Source organism: Arthrobacter agilis (assembly GCF_006494655.1).
GTDB classification, from domain to species: Bacteria; Actinomycetota; Actinomycetes; order Actinomycetales; family Micrococcaceae; genus Arthrobacter_D; species Arthrobacter_D agilis.
The window spans coordinates 240,994-259,364 of sequence record NZ_VHIM01000001.1 but is presented as its reverse complement, the minus strand read 5'-3'; the positions used below and the strand labels follow the sequence as shown (position 1 = coordinate 259,364).

General features: G+C 69.4%; 13 protein-coding genes and 1 tRNA gene. 11 read left to right on the top strand and 3 right to left on the bottom strand.

Annotated features, from left to right (window positions below):
* The first annotated feature begins 93 nt into the window (after nt 1-93).
* The 4 genes from FJV46_RS01135 (at nt 94) to FJV46_RS01120 (ending at nt 5,899) form a co-directional block, all read left to right on the top strand.
* Nucleotides 94-1,473, top strand: a complete 1,380-nt coding sequence (locus FJV46_RS01135; protein WP_087030972.1) for a glycosyltransferase — start codon at nt 94-96, stop codon at nt 1,471-1,473.
* A complete protein-coding gene (locus FJV46_RS01130; protein ID WP_087030970.1) occupies nt 1,470-3,311 on the top strand; it encodes a right-handed parallel beta-helix repeat-containing protein in 1,842 nt (613 codons plus the stop codon). The genes FJV46_RS01135 and FJV46_RS01130 overlap by 4 nt, the downstream gene beginning before the upstream one ends.
* Nucleotides 3,308-4,384 (top strand): right-handed parallel beta-helix repeat-containing protein, encoded by a 1,077-nt coding sequence (locus FJV46_RS01125; protein WP_087030967.1) that lies wholly within the window; start codon nt 3,308-3,310, stop codon nt 4,382-4,384. Before FJV46_RS01130 ends, FJV46_RS01125 begins: the two co-directional genes overlap by 4 nt.
* A gap of 93 nt (nt 4,385-4,477) precedes the next feature.
* The gene (locus FJV46_RS01120) at nt 4,478-5,899 is read left to right on the top strand and encodes a UDP-glucose dehydrogenase family protein (RefSeq protein WP_087030964.1); all 1,422 of its coding nucleotides are present in this window, start codon (nt 4,478-4,480) and stop codon (nt 5,897-5,899) included.
* Nucleotides 5,900-5,981: 82 nt separating this feature from the next.
* Here FJV46_RS01120 and FJV46_RS01115 read toward each other — a convergent pair whose 3' ends face one another.
* Together FJV46_RS01115 and FJV46_RS01110 are read right to left on the bottom strand one after the other, a co-directional pair.
* Nucleotides 5,982-6,224: a hypothetical protein gene (locus FJV46_RS01115; protein WP_087030961.1), complete on the bottom strand. Its 243-nt coding sequence runs from the start codon at nt 6,222-6,224 to the stop codon at nt 5,982-5,984.
* A 102-nt stretch (nt 6,225-6,326) separates the two neighbouring features.
* Entirely contained in the window at nt 6,327-7,280 is a 954-nt protein-coding gene (locus FJV46_RS01110) for a right-handed parallel beta-helix repeat-containing protein (RefSeq protein ID WP_087030958.1), read from the bottom strand.
* 323 nt (nt 7,281-7,603) lie between these two features.
* Here FJV46_RS01110 and FJV46_RS01105 point away from each other — a divergent pair.
* The 5 genes from FJV46_RS01105 to FJV46_RS01085 all read left to right on the top strand — a co-directional run bounded on the left by FJV46_RS01105 (nt 7,604) and on the right by FJV46_RS01085 (nt 15,870).
* Nucleotides 7,604-7,675, top strand: a tRNA-Gln gene (locus FJV46_RS01105).
* A gap of 172 nt (nt 7,676-7,847) precedes the next feature.
* Nucleotides 7,848-9,290, top strand: a complete 1,443-nt coding sequence (gene glmU, locus FJV46_RS01100) for a bifunctional UDP-N-acetylglucosamine diphosphorylase/glucosamine-1-phosphate N-acetyltransferase GlmU (RefSeq protein WP_232008659.1) — start codon at nt 7,848-7,850, stop codon at nt 9,288-9,290.
* Nucleotides 9,287-10,267 carry a ribose-phosphate diphosphokinase gene (locus FJV46_RS01095; RefSeq protein ID WP_055770265.1) on the top strand — a complete coding sequence of 327 codons (981 nt, stop codon included), beginning with the start codon at nt 9,287-9,289 and terminating at the stop codon, nt 10,265-10,267. Before glmU ends, FJV46_RS01095 begins: the two co-directional genes overlap by 4 nt.
* A 192-nt stretch (nt 10,268-10,459) precedes the next feature.
* On the top strand, nt 10,460-13,213 hold the full coding sequence (locus FJV46_RS01090; RefSeq protein ID WP_087030952.1) for a helix-turn-helix transcriptional regulator: 2,754 nt from the start codon (nt 10,460-10,462) through the stop codon (nt 13,211-13,213).
* Entirely contained in the window at nt 13,213-15,870 is a 2,658-nt protein-coding gene (locus FJV46_RS01085; protein WP_087030949.1) for a LuxR C-terminal-related transcriptional regulator, read from the top strand. The genes FJV46_RS01090 and FJV46_RS01085 overlap by 1 nt, the downstream gene beginning before the upstream one ends.
* A 445-nt stretch (nt 15,871-16,315) precedes the next feature.
* Here the strand turns inward: FJV46_RS01085 and FJV46_RS15160 are convergent, their stop codons facing one another.
* A complete protein-coding gene (locus FJV46_RS15160; protein WP_158250155.1) occupies nt 16,316-16,756 on the bottom strand; it encodes a VanZ family protein in 441 nt (146 codons plus the stop codon).
* A 325-nt stretch (nt 16,757-17,081) separates the two neighbouring features.
* Here FJV46_RS15160 and FJV46_RS01075 point away from each other — a divergent pair, with 325 nt between their 5' ends.
* Together FJV46_RS01075 and pth are read left to right on the top strand one after the other, a co-directional pair.
* Complete coding sequence (locus FJV46_RS01075) at nt 17,082-17,732, top strand: 50S ribosomal protein L25/general stress protein Ctc (RefSeq protein WP_087030944.1); 651 nt, start codon at nt 17,082-17,084, stop codon at nt 17,730-17,732.
* Between the two features lie 14 nt (nt 17,733-17,746).
* On the top strand, nt 17,747-18,331 hold the full coding sequence (gene pth, locus FJV46_RS01070; RefSeq protein ID WP_087030941.1) for an aminoacyl-tRNA hydrolase: 585 nt from the start codon (nt 17,747-17,749) through the stop codon (nt 18,329-18,331).
* Nucleotides 18,332-18,371: the final 40 nt, after the last annotated feature.

Below are 18,371 nucleotides of genomic sequence, written 5' to 3'. Positions count from 1 at the left end.
GCAATGCCGATCCGCAGATCTCGTGTGGGTCCCCGTCGCTCCGACGCCCGCAGACGTGCGAACCGACTCCCGTTCCCGCCGCCAAGGACACCCATGGACCAGATTGCGTTCACCGCGAACTCCCCCTCCCTTCTCGATGTGAGCCTCGACGTGCTCGAGGGCCGCCTCTCTGCGTGGCTCTCCGGGTTCGACAGGACGGACATCAGCGCCTTCTGGGCCGAGATCTCGCCCTACTTCCCGGTCGCTGTCGCCGGCGCCATCGTGTGGGGCCTGTGGCTCTACCGGTTCATCCTCTCGCACAGGGCAAAGCCGATCGTGACGAACTACCGGACGACGACGTCGGTGGTGGTGCCCTCCTTCCACGAGGACCCGGACATCCTCATGAGCGCACTTGAGTCCTGGCGTTCCCAGCGGCCCGACGAGATCATCATCGTGCTCGACGTCGCGGACCTCGACGCCTACGCCCGGATCGAGGCCCTCCGGGACGCCACCATCAGGCCCATCCTGTTCCATCATGTGGGCAAGCGGTCCGCGCTCGGTGCGGGCATCCGCCTGGCACAGTACGACATCCTCGTCCTGACCGATTCGGATACCTGGTGGCAGGACGACCTGCTGCAGAACGTCCAGATGCCGTTCATCGATCCGCTCGTGGGAGCCGTCGGGACCCACCAGACCGTCTACAAACGCGAGACCAGTGTGTGGCGCCGTGTCGCGGACTGGCTCGTCAACCTCCGATATCTCGACTACGTCCCGGCCATGGGTGCTGCCGGTGCCGTGCCCTGCATCTCGGGCCGCACCGCCGTCTACCGGCGTTCGGCCGTCCTACCCGTCCTCGAGCACCTGGAGAACGAGTACTTCCTCGGGAAGCGGTGCATCTCGGGGGACGACGGGCGCCTGACGTGGCTGGTCCTGGCCTCCGGGTACAGGACCGTCCACCAGTCGACGGCACGAGCGCTGTCGATGTTCCCTGCGAGCTTCAGAGCCTTCGTGAAGCAGCGGATCCGGTGGAGCCGCAATTCCTACCGCTGCTATCTCACGGCGATCGGCACCGGGTGGTTGTGGCGCGTCCCGTTCATCACCAAGGTGACCGTGCTCCAGATCCTGCTGACCCCCGTGACCATGGGCCTGACCATGTTCTACCTGCTCTTCAACCGGCTCGACTTCACGGTGCTCGGCGTCGCGGCGGCCCTGAGCTGGCTGCTGCTCGGCCGCGGTATCCGCGGAATCTCACATCTCCGGCGGCACCCGAAGGACATCCTGATCCTCCCCGTGCTCGCCTTCGCCGTCATCCTGGTCGCGCTTCCCATCAAGCTGTACGCCTTCGCCACCATGAACAAGCAGGGCTGGCTCACGCGCCACGCGGACCAGATCGGCGGGGACGGGCAGGACGCCGTCAGCCTCGAACCGAAGACCGACGCCGCAGACCATGTGCTCGAGGGTGCGCCCCAGGATGCGCGGGAGGCCGTCGCATGACCAGTCACAGACCCCTGCTCCTCGGCATCGTCGCATTCCTCGTCGTCGCCCTCGTAGGCGTGGCCTTCGTCGCCGCCGGCAGCATCTGGCGGGAGTCCGAGGTGGACGCCGTGGGACGCAACGAGATCGCGGCGAACGGCAACGTCCAGGGGGAGCTCTACCCCGGCGATCCCCGCAGCGAGGCGCGCATCGTCGCGAGCGAGGAGGAACGCCTGGTGTACGTCCGGACCATCGCGTCCGCCGCGCGGTGGCGCGTCGACGGTCTCGAGGGCCCCTACCGCCTGCAGACCGGCGCAACCACCACGCTCGTCCTGCCGGCGAAGGTCGTCCCCTACACCACGGCCGACCTGCTTCGGCTGGCGCCCGAGACGTTCACGGAGCTCGCGTCCTCGACCTTCGTGCTGACGGAGAACGTCGTGGTTCTTCCGGGTGCCACCCTGTCGCTCGCGGGGAAGGAGGGTACGACGCTGCGGATGCAGAGCGACGAGGACTCCTTCGTGTCCATCGTGACCCTCGGCGGCTCGCTCTCGATGGCCGGCACACCCGCGTCCGACCTCGAGATCACCAGCTGGGACGGTTCGGGGGCGGACTCCGACACGTCAGACGGTCGGGCCTACATCCGCGTCATCGGGGGGCACGCATCCTTCGCCCACACCACGGCCTCCTCGCTGGGGTTCTGGAGTGGCAACACCGGAGGCCTCGCCCTGACCGGGACCGACACACCCGGCACGTTCGCGGACGCGTCCGGTCCTGCACCCGATGCCGTCGCTCCCGCCGGCGCACGGCTGCTCCCGGAGGAAGACCTCGAGTCCCTCGCGGACCAGACCGATTCCGACTACAGCGTCGTCACCGCCGGTATCGACAGCCTCACCGTCCGCGACAACGCGTTCGGGCTGTTCGTCACCAACGCCCGGGACATCGCCATCCGCGACACCGTGATCAGCGGCAGCCTCGTCGACGGACTGGTGCTGCATCGTTCGGTCACCGATGCCACCATCACCAGGACGACGTCGTCGGACAATGCCGTGGACGGCATCACGGTGGGGCGCTCGAGCACGCGCGTGGAGCTCGATCGCGTGACGGCGAACGGCAACGGACGCAACGGCATCTCACTCGACGGTCAGCCCCTCGCGGACGGACCGAACGCCGTGGGTACCGCGGTCGTCACCTACGGCGGCAACCGCGTCGTCAGGAGCACGCTCGCCGACAACGGACGGTACGGAGTCGAGGTCAGCGGCGGAGAGAACCTCCAGCTCACCGGCAACATCATCCGGGGCAACGAGGTGGGGGTCGTCGTCAACTACGGTGCCGAGCGGGTCCGCGTGGTCGACAACGAGATCCGTGACCAGCGGACCCAGGGCATCGCCGTGCGCGAGCGCGGAGCGCAGGCCGACATCCGGAGGAACACCATCACCGGCGGCGACACCGGGGTCTACGTGCGGGACGCCACGGCGTCGGTCACCGCCAACACCATGAGATCGCTCTCCGGCCACGGGGTGTCGCTCCTCGGGAGTGTCCCTGACACGAGAGTCACGGGCAACGACGTCGGTGGCTACGGCACCGTTGCCATCTGGGACGAGAGGTCCACCGGCGCGGAGGTCGAGGCGAACGAGTTGTTGGACTGGCATCCTGCGCCCACCCTCCACAGCGTGATGACGTCCGTCTTCCAGCCCCTCACCTTCGTATGGTTGATCCTCGGGATGCTCCTGCTCGGGACGGCCTTCACCCGCAGGCGCCATCTCCGCGTCCGCACCATCCGCAACCCCTACGAGGAACGCGTTCCGCTCACCGCCCTCACCCGCGGAATCGTCCGCATCGACGACATCAGGGCCCGATGAACCGCCGCGGCAGGCTCATCGCCCTCACCCTCGCTGTCGTTGCCTTCGCCGCTGCCGTCGTCGTCGTGATCGTCGCCCTGCAGATGACCGGCGGCGGCGATAGGTCGGCGAACCAGGAACAGGCCCCCCGGACCGGCCGGACAGAGGCCCCTCCGGCGGCGCCCGCTCCCACGGCGACCTCTGCGGAGTGCCCCGAGCCGACCGTCCGGGTGGCCACCGGCACCGACCTCGAGAACGCACTCCACTCCGCGCGGCCCGGCGATGTCATCGGCCTCGCTGCAGGGACCTACACCGGTAACTTCACCGCCACCGCGGATGGTACGGCCGAGCAGCCGATCGTGCTCTGCGGTGACGCGGACAGCATCCTCGACGGCGGCACCACCGATGACGGCTATGTCCTCCACCTCGAGAACTCCTCCCACTGGGTGCTGCAGGGCTTCGCGGTCCGCAACGGCCAAAAAGGGGTCATGGTGGACCAGAGCACCAACACCCTCATCCAGGGCCTCTCCGTCACCACCATCGGCGACGAGGCGATCCACCTGCGGAAGTTCAGCACCGACAACCGCGTCGTCGGGAACACGATCAGCGACACGGGTCTGCGCAAGCCCAAGTTCGGCGAGGGGATCTACATCGGCACCGCCGAGAGCAACTGGTGCGACATCAGCAACTGCGAACCCGACCGGAGCGATCGCAACGCGATCGAGGGCAACACCATCTTCGGGACCACATCCGAGAACGTGGACATCAAGGAGGGGACCTCGGACGGAGTGCTGCGTGCCAACAGCTTCGACGGGTCCGGCATCGTCGAGGCCGACTCCTGGGTGGACGTGAAGGGACGCGGGTGGGTGATCGAGGACAACACGGGAGCCGATTCTCCGCTCGACGGTTTCCAGACCCACGAGATCGTGGACGGCTGGGGTACCGACAACGTCTTCCGTGACAACGTCGCGCAGGTCAACGGACCAGGACTCGGCTACTCGCTGAAACCCGTCCGCGGCAACGTCGTCGACTGCAGCAACACGGCCTCCGACGCCGGAGAAGGCCTGTCCAACGAACCCTGCTCCTCCGGCTGACCTCCGACTCCCTTCTTCCCATCCGCCGCACGTCCTAACCGCGATACGCCCTACCCAAAACCGCGACACCACCCACCAGAAAGAGGATCCCCGATGAGTACTTCATCCGCAGCAAAACCGGCAATCGTCCACCCCGCGCCGCGTATCACCGTCATCGGCACCGGCTACCTCGGTGCGACGCACGCGGTGTGCATGGCGATCATGGGCTTCGACGTCCTCGGCGTCGACGTCGACCTTCGCAAGATCGATCTGCTCAGGGCGGGCAGGGTGCCGTTCTTCGAGCCGGGCCTACCGGAGAAGCTCGAGGAGGCTCTTGCCTCGGGCCGCCTGCGCTTCACCACGGACTTCGACGAGGCCGCAGCCTTCGGGGACGTCCACTTCGTGTGCGTCGGCACTCCGCAGGCGGCGGACTCCTCCGCGGCCGATCTGACCTACGTGGACGCCGCCTTCACGGCTCTCGCTACGCGGATCGACCGGAAGGCGCTGCTGGTGGGGAAGTCGACGGTCCCGATCGGTACCGCCGCGCGTCTCACCGCGATGGTGCAGTCGATCTCACCGCTCGGTGGCGAACTCGAGCTCGCCTGGAACCCCGAGTTCCTCCGCGAGGGCTTCGCGGTCCAGGACACGCTCTTCCCCGACCGGCTCGTCTTCGGCGTGAGTTCACCGTGGGCGGAGCAGCAGCTGCGCCGGGTCTTCGCGCCGATCCTCGACCGCGCCACCCCTGTGATCGTGGCGGACCTCGCCACCTCGGAACTCGTCAAGGTGGCCGCCAACTCCTTCCTGGCCACGAAAATCTCCTTCATCAACGCGATGGCCGAGATCTGCGAGGCCACGGGCGCCGACGTCAACCATCTGGCGAAAGCCCTCAGTCTGGACGACCGCATCGGTGGTCGCTTCCTGAAGCCAGGTCTGGGCTTCGGCGGCGGATGCCTGCCCAAGGACATCCGGGCGTTCAAGTATCGGGCCGAGGAACTCGGGGTCGGGCAGGCCGTCGGCTTCCTCGGCGAGGTCGACTCGATCAACAACCGCAGGCGCGTCCGTACCGTGGACCTCATTCGCGAGCTGACCGGCGGCAGCCTGGCAGGCGTCCGCGTCGCCGCCCTGGGCGCAGCCTTCAAACCCAACTCCGACGACGTGCGTGACGCACCCGCGCTCGACGTCGCCCGTCTGCTGTACCTCGAGGGCGCCATCGTCTCCGTGTACGATCCCGAGGCGAACGCCAACGCCCACCGCGCGTATCCCGATCTCAACTACGTGGGATCCCTGGTGGAGGCGGTCGAGCAGGCCGACGTCGTCGCGCTGCTCACAGAGTGGTCCGAGTTCAGGGACGCCGATCCGGACGCCCTCGGGGCGCTTGTCAGCCACCGTCGGATCCTCGACGGCCGCCATGCCCTGAATTCCGACGATTACACATCGAAGGGGTGGCAGTACCGGGCTCTCGGACGTCCCGCGCAGGCAACGACGGTGGAGCTCGCGACCGACATCCGCGACGAAGTGCCCACGCTCGCCGTGTAGGCGGGCCTGTGGTACCAGGGCGAGGATCGGGAAGGGGAAGTACCCCGTTCGATCCTCGCCCGCTCGGCCCGACCCGGGACGGCTAGCGGCAGGCGATGTTGCTGAGGCCCTTCGCCGCGCCGCTCGCCTTGCACGCGATGACCGTGCCGAGGGATGCCGACTGCACCCAGACCTCGTGGCCGGGGACGCCGCCCTGCACCGTGTTGCCCCGGAAGACGGTGCCGGTACCCCAGCCTGCCAGGACGGAATGCACCTGGAAAGCGTCCAGCCTGGTGCCGAAGCCGGTGTTGTTCTCGATGCGGTACCCGTTCCCTTTCACATCCACCCAGGAGTCCGCGTAATTGGCTCCCGAGGTGCCGGAGTTGGAGAAGCTGTTGCCGGTGATGAGACCACCCGTGGTGCCCTCCTTGATGTCGATGCCCTCGGCCTAGGTGTTGACGATCCGGTTGCCGCTCACCGTGATGCGGTCCGAGCGGTCCGGGACGCCTCCGGTCCAGTTGCTCTTGGCGCTGCCGAGGTAGATCCCCTCGCCGTACTCGGGTTGCTTGAGACCGGTGTCGTGGATCACGGAGTCACGGATTCCGCCGTCGCTGCTGCCGGTGCGGAAATGGACGGCTTCCGCACCGATGGTTCCGATGTCCACGGAGGTGATGACGGTGTTCCTCGAGCCATCCAGGACGATGCCCTTGGCTGAGGAGGAGACGGAGAGGCCGGTGATGCGCCAGTTCGAACCCGTGACGTGGAGTCCGTAGCCCGACGAGGTGGACCCCGAGGAGAGAATGGCTGCCCGCGAGCCGCGCAGGGTGATGGGTGCCGCCGTCGTTCCCGAGGCCGAGGCCGTGAAGCTACCGATGTAGCGGCCGTCGGCGAGGTCGATGACCTGGCCGGGCCGCGCGGTGCGCAGGGCGGAGGTGAGCGCTGCGGCCGTCGATACTCGGACGACGCCTGCCGGCGCGGGGGCTGGTGCGGGTGCCGGCGCGGGGGCGGGTGCAGCGGGCTTGCCGACGGGTCGTGGTGCGGGCGGCGCGACGGTGAAGGCCGTCACGGTCTCCTGACGTCCCGACGGTGTTTCCCATCGCGCGCTGAGTTTGTGCGGGCCGGATCCGGTCGAGATCGGCCAGGAATAGGGTGCGCGCAGGTCCTGACCGAGGTACGTGCCGTCGAGCTTGAACTTCACTTTCGAGCCGGAGGGGGCGTTCACCGTCGCTGTGAAGACGCCGTCCGGCTGGGACGTGCCGGCCAGCGCGGATCCGTCCGCGAGGATGACGGGGACGGTGGCCGCCGTGGCAGGACCGGCGACGGCGGACAGGGCGAGGGCCGCGATTGCCGCGCTCGTCACGGAGCGCACGACCAGTGCGCGCAGCAGAGGGGAGGAGGACATCCGGAATACTTTCTGAAGAGACCCGCCCGCGCTTCACGGGCCAGTGCAGTGAGGCTAGCCCGCGCGGGCAGTCCCAGTCCCCGGGAGCCTCCGGTCCTTGCGAGAAACTCCGCTTCCTTCGCCAATGCTTCCACTTCCTTGCGTCGTCGCCGACCTCCACCGACGGGGTCACACGATCCGCGGCCCCGCGCGTGCGGAGGCCGATGGGCGAGGCGTGGTGGCGCTCCCCGGGAAGGGCCGGTAGGTCGCCGATGCCAGTGGGGCATGGCAAACTAGATGATCGTGCGCAGGTGCCCCCTCGCCGGGGGCGGACTGCCGCACGGTCCGCCCTGGTGTAATGGCAGCACCCCAGCCTTTGGAGCTGTGGAGTATAGGTTCGAATCCTATGGGCGGAACGGCGCAAGCCCCGGACGCGATCTCCCGTGAGGGAGACCGACCGGCCCCGACACCACAGGTAGGAGTGCCCTCTTCGTGAGCCCCCAGAGTGCAGAGAGCACGACGACGTCGCAGCGCCCCGCGGACCGGCCGGCGGCGGTCATCGTCCTCGCGGCCGGTGCGGGCACCCGCATGAAGTCCCGTACGCCGAAGATCCTCCACACCCTCGGCGGGCGGTCGATGATCGGCCACGCGCTCGCCGCGGCGAGGGGGCTCGAACCCCACGACCTCGCCGTCGTCGTCCGCCACGAGCGGGACCTCGTCGCCGGTCATGTCGCGGGTATCGATCCGCAGGCGCTGCTGGTGGACCAGGACGACGTCCCCGGTACGGGACGCGCGGTCCAGGTGGCCCTCGATGCGCTCGACGCGCAGCGGGGGACGGTCGAGGGCACCGTCGTCGTCACCTACGGCGATGTGCCGCTCCTCGAAGCCGCGACCCTGACAGCGCTCGTCGAGACGCACACGCGCGAGCACAACGCGGTCACGGTCCTCACGGCGGAGCTCGACGACGCGACCGGGTACGGACGGATCGTCCGGGCCGACGACGGCACGGTGGTCGGCATCGTGGAGCACAAGGACGCGACAGACGCCCAGCGCTCGATCCGCGAGGTCAACTCCGGCATCTACGCGTTCGACGCGGCGGTCCTTCGTGACGGACTCGGCCGGATCGATGCCGGCAACGCGCAGGGCGAGCTCTATCTGACCGACGTCCTCGGTATCGCGCGGAACCACGGTGGCCGCGTGGCAGGGCTCGTCGTCGAGGATCGCTGGCAGGTCGAGGGCGCGAACGACCGCGTGCAGCTCGCCCACCTCGGCGCGGAACTGAACCGCAGGGTCCTCGAGCGGTGGATGCGGGCGGGAGTCAGCATCGCGGATCCCGCGAGCACGTGGATCGAGGTCTCCGTGCAGCTGGACGAGGACGTGACGCTTCTTCCCGGCACCCAGTTGTGCGGCACCACGACCGTGGCACGCGACGCCGTCGTCGGCCCGGACACCACGCTGACGGACGTCGCCGTGGGGGAGGGGGCCCACGTGGTCCGCACCCACGGCAGTGGTGCGCGGATCGGCAGCGGCGCCAGCGTCGGCCCGTTCACGTATCTGCGGCCCGGCACCGTCCTCGGTGAGGACGGCAAGATCGGCGCGTTCTACGAGACCAAGAACGTGACCGTGGGCCGTGGCTCGAAACTCTCCCACCTCGGGTACGCCGGCGACGCGGAGATCGGCGAGTACACGAACATCGGGTGCGGCAACATCACCGCCAACTACGACGGCGTCGACAAGCACCGCACCGTGATCGGTTCGCACGTCCGCACGAGCTCCAACACGGTCTTCGTGGCGCCGGTGCAGGTCGGTGACGGCGCCTACACGGGGGCCGGAGCCGTGATCCGCAAGGACGTCCCGGCGGGTGCGCTCGGCCTCAGCGTCGTCGCGCAGCGCAACATCCCGGACTGGACCGCCGAGAAGCGGCCCGGCACCGGCTCGGATGCTGCCGCACGGGCCGCGACACCAGGGACCGCAACACCCCAGATCCCCCCAGCAGAACCCCAGGAACCACAGGAAAGCGGTCAGTCATGAGCGAGATCACGGCACGCGGCGAGAAAAAACTGGTCCTCGCGTCCGGGCGTGCACACCCCGAACTGGCCGAGGAGATCGCCTCCTGGCTGGGCACCGAGCTCCTGCCGGTCTCGGCCTACGATTTCGCCAATGGGGAGATCTACGTCCGTTCGGGTGAGAGCGTCCGCGGGACTGACGTCTTCGTCATCCAGGCGCACCCCGCTCCGCTGAACAACTGGCTCATGGAGCAGCTGATCATGGTGGACTCCCTCAAGCGCGCGTCCGCGAAGCGGATCACCGTGGTCTCCCCCTTCTATCCCTATGCCCGCCAGGACAAGAAGGGCCGCGGGCGCGAGCCCATCTCCGCCCGGCTGGTCGCCGACCTGTACAAGACGGCGGGAGCCAACCGCCTGATGTCCGTGGATCTCCACACCTCGCAGATCCAGGGCTTCTTCGACGGTCCCGTGGACCACCTCATGGCCATTCCCCTCCTCGCCGACTACATCCGCACGAGGGTCGACGCCGACAACGTCACGGTGGTGTCGCCGGACACGGGACGCGTGCGCGTGGCCGAGCAGTGGGCCGAGCGGCTCGGCGGAGCCCCGCTCGCGTTCGTGCACAAGAGCCGCGACCTCACGGTGCCCAACCAGGCTGTCTCCAAGCAGGTCGTCGGGCAGGTCGAGGGTCGCACCTGCGTCCTCATCGACGACATGATCGACACGGGCGGGACCATCTCCGGCGCCGTCCAGGTGTTGAAGAACGCGGGGGCGAAGGACGTCATCATCGCCGCGACGCACGCCGTGTTCTCCGACCCCGCGGCGCGACGCCTCGCCGAGTCCGGGGCGCGCGAGGTCGTGGTGACCAACACGCTGCCCATCCCGTCGGAGAAGCGCTTCCCGCAACTGACGGTCCTGTCGATCGCACCGCTCATCGCGCGGGCCATCCGCGAGGTGTTCGACGACGGCTCGGTGACGAGCCTGTTCGACGGCAACGCCTGACACTCCGCAGCACGCTCCCCGGCGCGCCGACAGGTAGCGTCCTGCGCGGATACGAGTAGTCCGCGCGGGCGCTACGTGGAGAATGCACGTAGGAGCACTGATGAATCCGTAGCGGCCACTCGTGCCGCCGGCTGCTTCCCTTCCTAGGCTTCGTCAAGAAGCCTTTCACTAGCTGGGAAGAAGTAGGTCTCCATGCGGTCTCACAATGCTGCGTATGCCAGTCCACCCGCGGCCCCGGTGCAGCCGGCACGGTCCGCGGTACCGCGGGCCATCCCCGTAGTGCCCTCGGCGCACTTCGTCGGGCGGACGGCGGAGCTCGAGGCCCTGATCCGCGTGGCCCGCCGGCCGGGCTCGGTCGGCGTCGCGGTCATCGGCGCCCCGGGCTTGGGGAAGACAACCCTGCTGAACGAGGCCCACCGGGTGCTCGCACATGCCTACATCATCCGCATCAGGGGACGGCGTGCCTTCGCGTCCGTGCCCTACCACGCGCTGGATCTGCTGCTTCCCGGCCTGTCCGAGCGGGTCATTCACCCGGCTCTCGCCTTCTCTGCCATCTCCGATCGCGTGCGGGCGAACGCCGCCGGTCGCAGGGTCGTCTTCTCGATCGATGATGCCGAGCACCTGGACCCGGCCTCGTCCACCCTGATCGGCCAGTTCGTCAGCGGCAATTCGGCGTCGGTGATCCTGACGGCCTCCGACTTCGCCCGGGTGGACCCGGTGTTCATGGGTCTGTGGCGCGCGAGCTCCCTCGGGCGGCTGGACCTGGCCCCCCTGACCTTCCGGGAGGCCGGGTCCTTCGTCCGGGCGGAACTCGGCGCACCGGTGAGCCGGGAGGCCGTCCAGGCGCTGTGGTCCGCAGGCGGAGGCAACCCCCAGGCCATCCGCGCCGCGCTGACGACCTTCGTGCAGGGCGGCGTCCTCGCCCGTCGTGGGTCCAGCTGGGTGCTCCTGCCCGGCAGGCGTGTCATCGGACGCGAGGCGGTCGAGGCGTCCCCCCTGCTGGAATGCCTCACCCGTGCGCAGCGGCGCGTGGTCGACCTGGTGGCGCTGGCGGGGTCCCTCCGGTGGCGTGATCTCGCCCAGCTGGCCGACACCAGGGATCTCGACGCCCTGCAGGACGCCGGCGTCATCGTGATCGAGGCCGGCGTCGAACCCCGCGTGTCCCTCGCGGCAGCACATTTGGCGGAGGCTCTCGCGGACACGCTGGCCGTCGACGAGGCCCGGGAACTCCACCGGCTCCTCCTGACCCGTCCCGCTGCGGCTGCGGACGTCGCCGCCCGTCCTGCGCACCATGTCCGGTGGCTCGTGCGGGCCGGCCTGCCCGTGAGCGAGGCCAGCGGTCTCGCCGCAGCTGCCGCCCTGAACGACAAGGGTCGGCACGCGGACGCCGACGCCCTCATCACCTCGCTCCCCGGGCTGGTGGATTCCTATCCCGTGGTCCTGCAGTCCATGGTCGCATCGCTCGGTCAGGGCCATCTCAGGGGTGCGACGGCCTCCTCGGCCCGCCTCCTGCAGGCGACGGGCCTCCTGACCATCGAGTGCTCGACCGCGCATCTGCTCGAGGTAGCCCGGCTCCGTCGGCTCCAGTTCCTCGATCGACTCTCGGAGCCGCTCGATCGCGCGCTCGCGCAGCTGGCCCTGTGCCGGGAGCGTGCCGAGAATTCCGGCGACGCGGCCCGACTCCCGGCCCTGCTGAGGCTGCAGCGCCGCGTCGAGATCGGCCAGGCCGACCTCGCATCCTTCGAGGGCCGGTACGGCTCGGTCCTCACGATCCTCGAGGGCATGTCGAAGGGCAGCGATCCCCGCGCGTCCGGGCGCGAGGAGCATGAGGCGCGGATCTCGACGCAGGCGCTCCTCGTGGAAGCCCTCGCCCTTCAGGACCAGCAGGATGCTGCCCTGGAGCAGGCGCTGGTGCTGGCCCGCGAGCTGCGACACGCCGACGTGTCGCGCCGGGTGGTGGACGAGGCGCTGACCCGCGTCGAGGCGGCTTTCCTCGTCGTCGGACGCTGGGAGGACGCCGTGCGCATCCTCGAGGGGTTGGGCGACTCGCCGGATACGTCCTCGCCCCGGCGCGGTCCTCTCGCCGAGGTGGCGGACGCCCTCGCTCTCATCGCCCAGGATCGCGCGCGGGAAGCGGTCGATCTTCTCGATCCTGTCGTGGAACAGCTCAGGATCGCGGATGCGCAGGGGCTGCTGCCGCTCGCTGCCGCCGTCCGCTCCTACGGCCAGGCCCTCACGCGTCCCCGTGATTCCGGGGCGGGCGGGGTGCTCGAGCCGGAATCGGGGCAGGGCTCCGCCTGGATCATCCGGAGGGCCGCCCGCCACTATCGGCTCCTCGCCTCCTCGCTCACGAACCCCGAGGAGACCGCGAGGGAGCTGCAGGAACGTGCCGCGATGGACCTCGGCCGGGGTGTCAAGGTCCTGGCGCTGACCACACTGACCTCCTGTGTGCGGTTGGGTCACCTCGAGGCGGTGGAGCAGCTCGCGGCGGTGGCCGGCACCCTCGAGGGGCCCCTCGCCCGGATGGGTCAGCTCCTCGCCCGCGCACTGACGGTCCGCGACGCCCACTTCTTCATCGCCGGCATGGAGGCCGCTGCCGCGACCCAGGACTACCGGCTGGTCCTCGACTTCTCCCGCCTCGGCTGCGAGGCGACCTCGCGTCGCGACGACCGGGCGGGCCTGCGGGCCATCCAGCGGCGGACCCGGGAAGTGCTGCCGGTGCGGCTGCGCGGTGGTGACACCGTGGCCGGGCTCGAACTCCTGACCGCCCGGGAACGGGAGATCGCGGAACTCGCCGCCGCGGGCAGCAGCAACCGGGCCATCGCCGAACGCATGTTCGTGTCCGTCCGCACGGTCGAGGGCCATCTCTACCAGGTGTACACGAAGGTGAAGGTCAGGACGCGTGCCGAACTCGCCGAGGTCCTCCCGCCGGGCGGCCGGCCGTGATGTTCTCCGCCCTCTCGGGGACCGTGCCGCTGGTGGGGCGCAGCGAGCTGCTCGGCACCCTCGAGGAGATCCTGCGCAGGGGAGAGGTGTACGGAGCCTGCGTCCACGGAGCGACCGGCACGGGCAAGAGTGCGATGGCACGTCACCTCCTCACCCTGCTGCAGGGTGAGTTCGTCCCGTTCCTCGTGACGCCGGCACCCACGCTGGGCAGTATTCCCTACGGTGCCCTCACGCCCTTCCTCCTGGACGCGACCGCTGAGGACATGGCGTCCCCCCTGTCCGTCCTCCGCAGGGTCCTGGCGTTCTTCCGGACCCGCGCGGGCGGTCGGCCCGTCATCGTCCTGGTGGATGATGCGCACCTGCTCGACGACGACAGCAGTCACCTGCTCTCGCAACTCGCGACGTCCCGTATCGTGCGGCTCGCCGCCTTCACCCGCACGACGCCCTCCAGCTCCGACGAGTTGGCCTCCCTGTGTCGCGACGGGCTCCTCGAGAGATTCGAGGTAGGGCCCCTCGACTATGCGGAGGCGCACGAATTATGCGTCCGGGTCCTCGGCGCGGGAGTGGTCCGCGGGACGAGCGATTGGTTCTGCGACGAAGCCTCCGGGAATCCCCTGTTCCTGAAGGCCGTCCTCGACGAGGCCCTGCTCACCGGGAGCCTGAGCAAGCCCGAGGGTATCTGGACCGTCGCTCCGCGCACGGTGACGGTTCCCCGAGCGCTCGAGGACCTCGTCCGCGCCACCCGGCTCGAACTGGATGGGTCCGAGCAGGTGGCTTTCGACGTCGTCGCACTGAACGGCATGGTGGCCTTCGCCGACCTCGCCACCATCAGCAGTGAACCCGCGGTGGCCGGGCTCATGAACAGGGGGTTGATCCGGAGCGTGCCCGATCATCCCGCTTTCGCCCAGCACACCTCGTCGCTGTACGCGAGGATCACACGCGGTCTCACTCCCATGGGGCGGAGCGTGTCCCTCTTCAGGCTTCTCACGGAGAGGACTGCCCCCGCCCTCCCGGTGCCGCCCCCGGCGCGGATCCAGCACGGTCTCTGGAGCCTCGACTGCGGGATGCCCCTCCCGGACGAGGCCCTGCTGGAGTTGTCCCGTGTCGCCCTGACCCTGCCCGACCCGGCAGCAGCACTGCAGCTGGCCGGCGCCGTCCGGTCGCGCGTCGCCGCCTCGCTCTGCCGGGCCGAGGCGCTCCTGGAACTCGCGGACGTCGAGAGGGCCCGTCAGGTCTCCACCGGGCTGCTCGAGGCGGCCGCCTCGCCGGATGAGGTGACCGCCGCGGGGGTCCTCGAGGCTCGGCTCCTGCTGGCGGAGGGACGGGGCGCCCAGGTCATGGAAAGCGCCCTGGTCCGCTGGGGGCACGCGCTGCGCACGCTCGGGTCGGCGGACCCGGACGCGGTGACGCGCAGCGAGGACGCCCTGACCGTGACCCGGGCGTCCGTCCTGAATCTCGCAGGACGCTATTCCGAGGCCGTGGACGCGCTCCAGCCGTTCCTCGCCGTCAAGGGTGGCACAGCGCGCGTCGTGGTGGAGGCCAGGATCCTCCTCGCGGAAGCCCTGGGAGGTCTGGGGCGCAGTTCCGAGGCGCTCCAGCAGAGCGAGCGCGCCCTGGCCGGCATGGTGGCGGCGCCCGCACCGGATCTGTACCGGCAGGGCTTCCTGCGCCGGCTGGCCCTCCTTGTGCACTCGGGGGATTTCCGCGGCGCGGAACGAGTGCTGAGGGGCTACGACCCCGGTGCGCCCCGGGACTATGCCTTCGTGGGCGGCCCCCTCACCGTGCTCGACGCAGCGATCGATGTGGGGCGCGGACGCTTCGGCAGCGCCCTGGCCACACTCAGACCCGCGCTCGCTTCACTGCGGACCTCCGACCGGGACGGGATGCTCCCCTATGCCCTCGGCCTGGCGGCCTGGGCAGGAGCGGCTCTCGACGAGGGTGCTCTCGTCCGGGAGTACTGCAGGGAACTCGACGACGTCGAGCACGGGGGCGGTCGGCAGTACGCACTCCTGGCGCGCGGGTTCTGCGCCGCGGCGCGCCACCTGCTCGGCCCCGACTCCGGAACCCCGGCGCTGGTGGATCTCGCGGAAGAAGCACGCGGGCACGGATGGCCCGGCTGCGAGAAGACCATCCTGGAGCTCGCCATGTGGCTCGGGGACGATCGCTGCGCCTCCCGGCTCGCTGAGGTGGCCGCCAGCCTGGAGGGCCCGGAGGCAGCGGTCGTCCACGCCTACGCCTCCGCCGCCGTTGCCGGTGACGCCGACACGATGGCGGCTGCCAGCGACCGCGCGGAGATGCTCGAGAAATACCCCCTGGCGACGGACGCTGGACGGCGAGCTGTCGCCCTGTTCGCGGAGGCCGGCGACGTCCGGTCGCAGCGGACGCTCGCCGGAGCGGTCCGCCGCCGGCGCGCACTCGTGGACGGGGGAGTTCCGGTGGAGGCGGCGACCGTGGAGCCCGCGGCGCCGCTGACCGCACGGGAACGGGAGATCGCCCTGCTCGCGCTGCACGGATCATCGAACCGGGAGATAGCCGACCGCCTCACGGTGTCCACGCGTACCGTCGAGGGCCACCTCTACCGCATCTACGCGAAGCTGGGCATCAGTCGACGCGAGGAACTGACGCCCGAGCTCGGACCCCTGTTGGAGACCGGCTGAAGGCACGGCGCACGAGCGTGCACGTGGCAGGTACCCGGTCGCGTCGATATGAGTAGTGTTCGGGCCCGTTAGGGTCTTCACTACTCGTGATCGGACGGGGCGACCGTCCTAGAGTGGTGTTCGTTGGACAGGATCGAGCAATGAGACCGAGCGACATGGCTCCCTGGACTTCCCCTCAGACTGGGTCGGCGGCGTAGGAGTTCTCTTGAGACCAGGACTTCGTCCCCAGCCGCCGCCGACCCTCAGAACACACTATCGGCCACTGTGCGATTCGGGCAGAGCGGAAGATAACGAATAGACCCCCGATCTGCGGAGCGGGGGTCTATTCCTGTTCCGGGCCGGTTCCAGCCGCGGCGGGTCCTCCTCCGGCGCCAGGTACCCGCTAAGGGGGCAGGAGACGGGCCACGAGAACCCGGAGGCGTCCGGCGGGAGGCCACCTCACTGGTCAGCGTCGTCGTTCCGCTCGGAGCAGGAGCCATGCGACAGTCGTCCCGATCAGCGCGCCCGACGTGTTTGCCAGCACGTCCCACCCGGAAGCAACCCGCTGCGGCAACAGCACGAGTTGCGTCAGTTCGACGCCGCACGAGAGGCCGAACCTCACAACCGGTCCGAGCCATCGCCAGCCGCGGGGCATCAGGATGAAGAAGAAGAGGCCGAGGGGGACGAACATCACGATGTTCGCCGTGAATTCGACGAACGCGTAGTCGAACCAGGCGGGAAAGCCCAGTCGCTGCAGGCCCGCCAGGACGCGTCGGAGCCCGCTACCGACGCCGCGGTCCGCCGGGAACGGAGAGAGCACGATCAGCGCCGCCGCCACGAGCCACAGCAGGCACAGGGCGAGCGTGATCCGCCGGCGGCGGGGCGAGGGCAGGGGCGCGGTGGTCACGAGGAGCCCTTCACGGCGGAACGGACGGCGACGATGGTGACGTGCGCAGGACAGCCACCAGTATCGCGGATGCGCCGGGGCGCGGCCAGTGCGGTAGCATTGTTCGCGATGCCTAGGCGAGGGAGCGGCCAGCAGGACGTCGGAGATGATCCGGATGTGCTGGCGAACTCCGTGATCGACGGTGGCTAGCGAAGTTTCCCGGTCTGCTCTCCTGCAGCGCGGGCGGTTTCCTGGACCGGCCCGATACGCGTTCCTCCCGCCCCGGCAACGTACCCGGTGGTACCCGCACCCGCGGCTGCCGCACTCGTTGACCCAAGGAGACACCATGTCCGAGCAGAAGCTCGCCGCACACGTCCGCACCGAATTCGGCAAGGGCGCAGCCCGCCAGGCCCGCCGCGCCAACATGATCCCCGCGGTCATCTACGGTCACGGCGCGGATCCGATCCATGTCCTGCTGCCTGCCAAGGCCACCACCCTCGCGGTGCGCACGCCCAACGCCCTGCTGACGCTCGACGTCGACGGCGAGGACCACCTGGCCCTCGTCAAGGACATCCAGCGCAACGCCATCAAGCAGATCGTGGAGCACCTGGACCTCCTGACCGTTCGCCGCGGCGAGAAGGTCGAGGTCGATGTCACCATCCACGTCGAGGGCGAGCCGACCCCCGACACCACCTGGAACCTCGAGACCACCACCCTGCTGGTCGAGGCAGAGGCCACGCACCTCCCCGAGACCCTCACCGTGACCATCGAGGGCCGCGGGATCGGCGAGCACATCTACGCCGCGGACGTCGTCCTCCCGCAGGGCGTCAGCCTGGTCACCGATCCGGAGACGCTGGTCGTCAACCTCATGGCGCCCGTGGTCCAGGACCTCGGCGAGACCGAGGAGACCGAGGTCGATCCTGAGGCGACCTCCGAAGGTGCGACGGCTCCTGACGCCGACAAGGACGCCGTCATCACCGACGCCGACGAGCAGTAGGCAGGAACCGCACGGTGTCCACTGACACCTGGCTCGTAGCCGGGCTCGGGAATCCCGGGCCCGGCTACGCCGGCAACAGACACAACGTGGGCCAGATGGTCCTCGATCTGCTGGCCACGCGCGTGGGCGGCCGCTTCACCTCCGCGAAGGCGCAGGCCGTCACGCTGGAGGGCAGACTCGGCATCGGTGGGCCGCGCGTCGTCCTGGCCAAGCCCCTGACGTACATGAACCTCACCGGCGGCCCGGTGGGTGCGCTGGCCCGTTTCCACGGCATCGATCCGGATCACGTCATCGCCGTGCACGACGAGATCGACATCCCCTTCAACACGCTGAAGCTGAAGCTGGGTGGCGGAGAGGGTGGACACAACGGCCTGCGCGACATCAGCAGGGCCCTCGGTACCAAGGACTACCACCGCGTGCGGGTCGGGGTGGGACGCCCACCCGGACGCCAGGATCCCGCCGATTTCGTCCTCAAGGACTTCAGCGCCGCGGAGAAGAAGGACCTGCCGTTCCTCCTCGACGACGCCGCCGATGCCGTCGAGCAGCTGATCACCGCGGGACTCCTGGAGACGCAGCAGCGCTTCCACCCGGCGAAGTAGGGCGCGGCGACGGGAAGCGTTGACACCGGCTCGTTCCGCG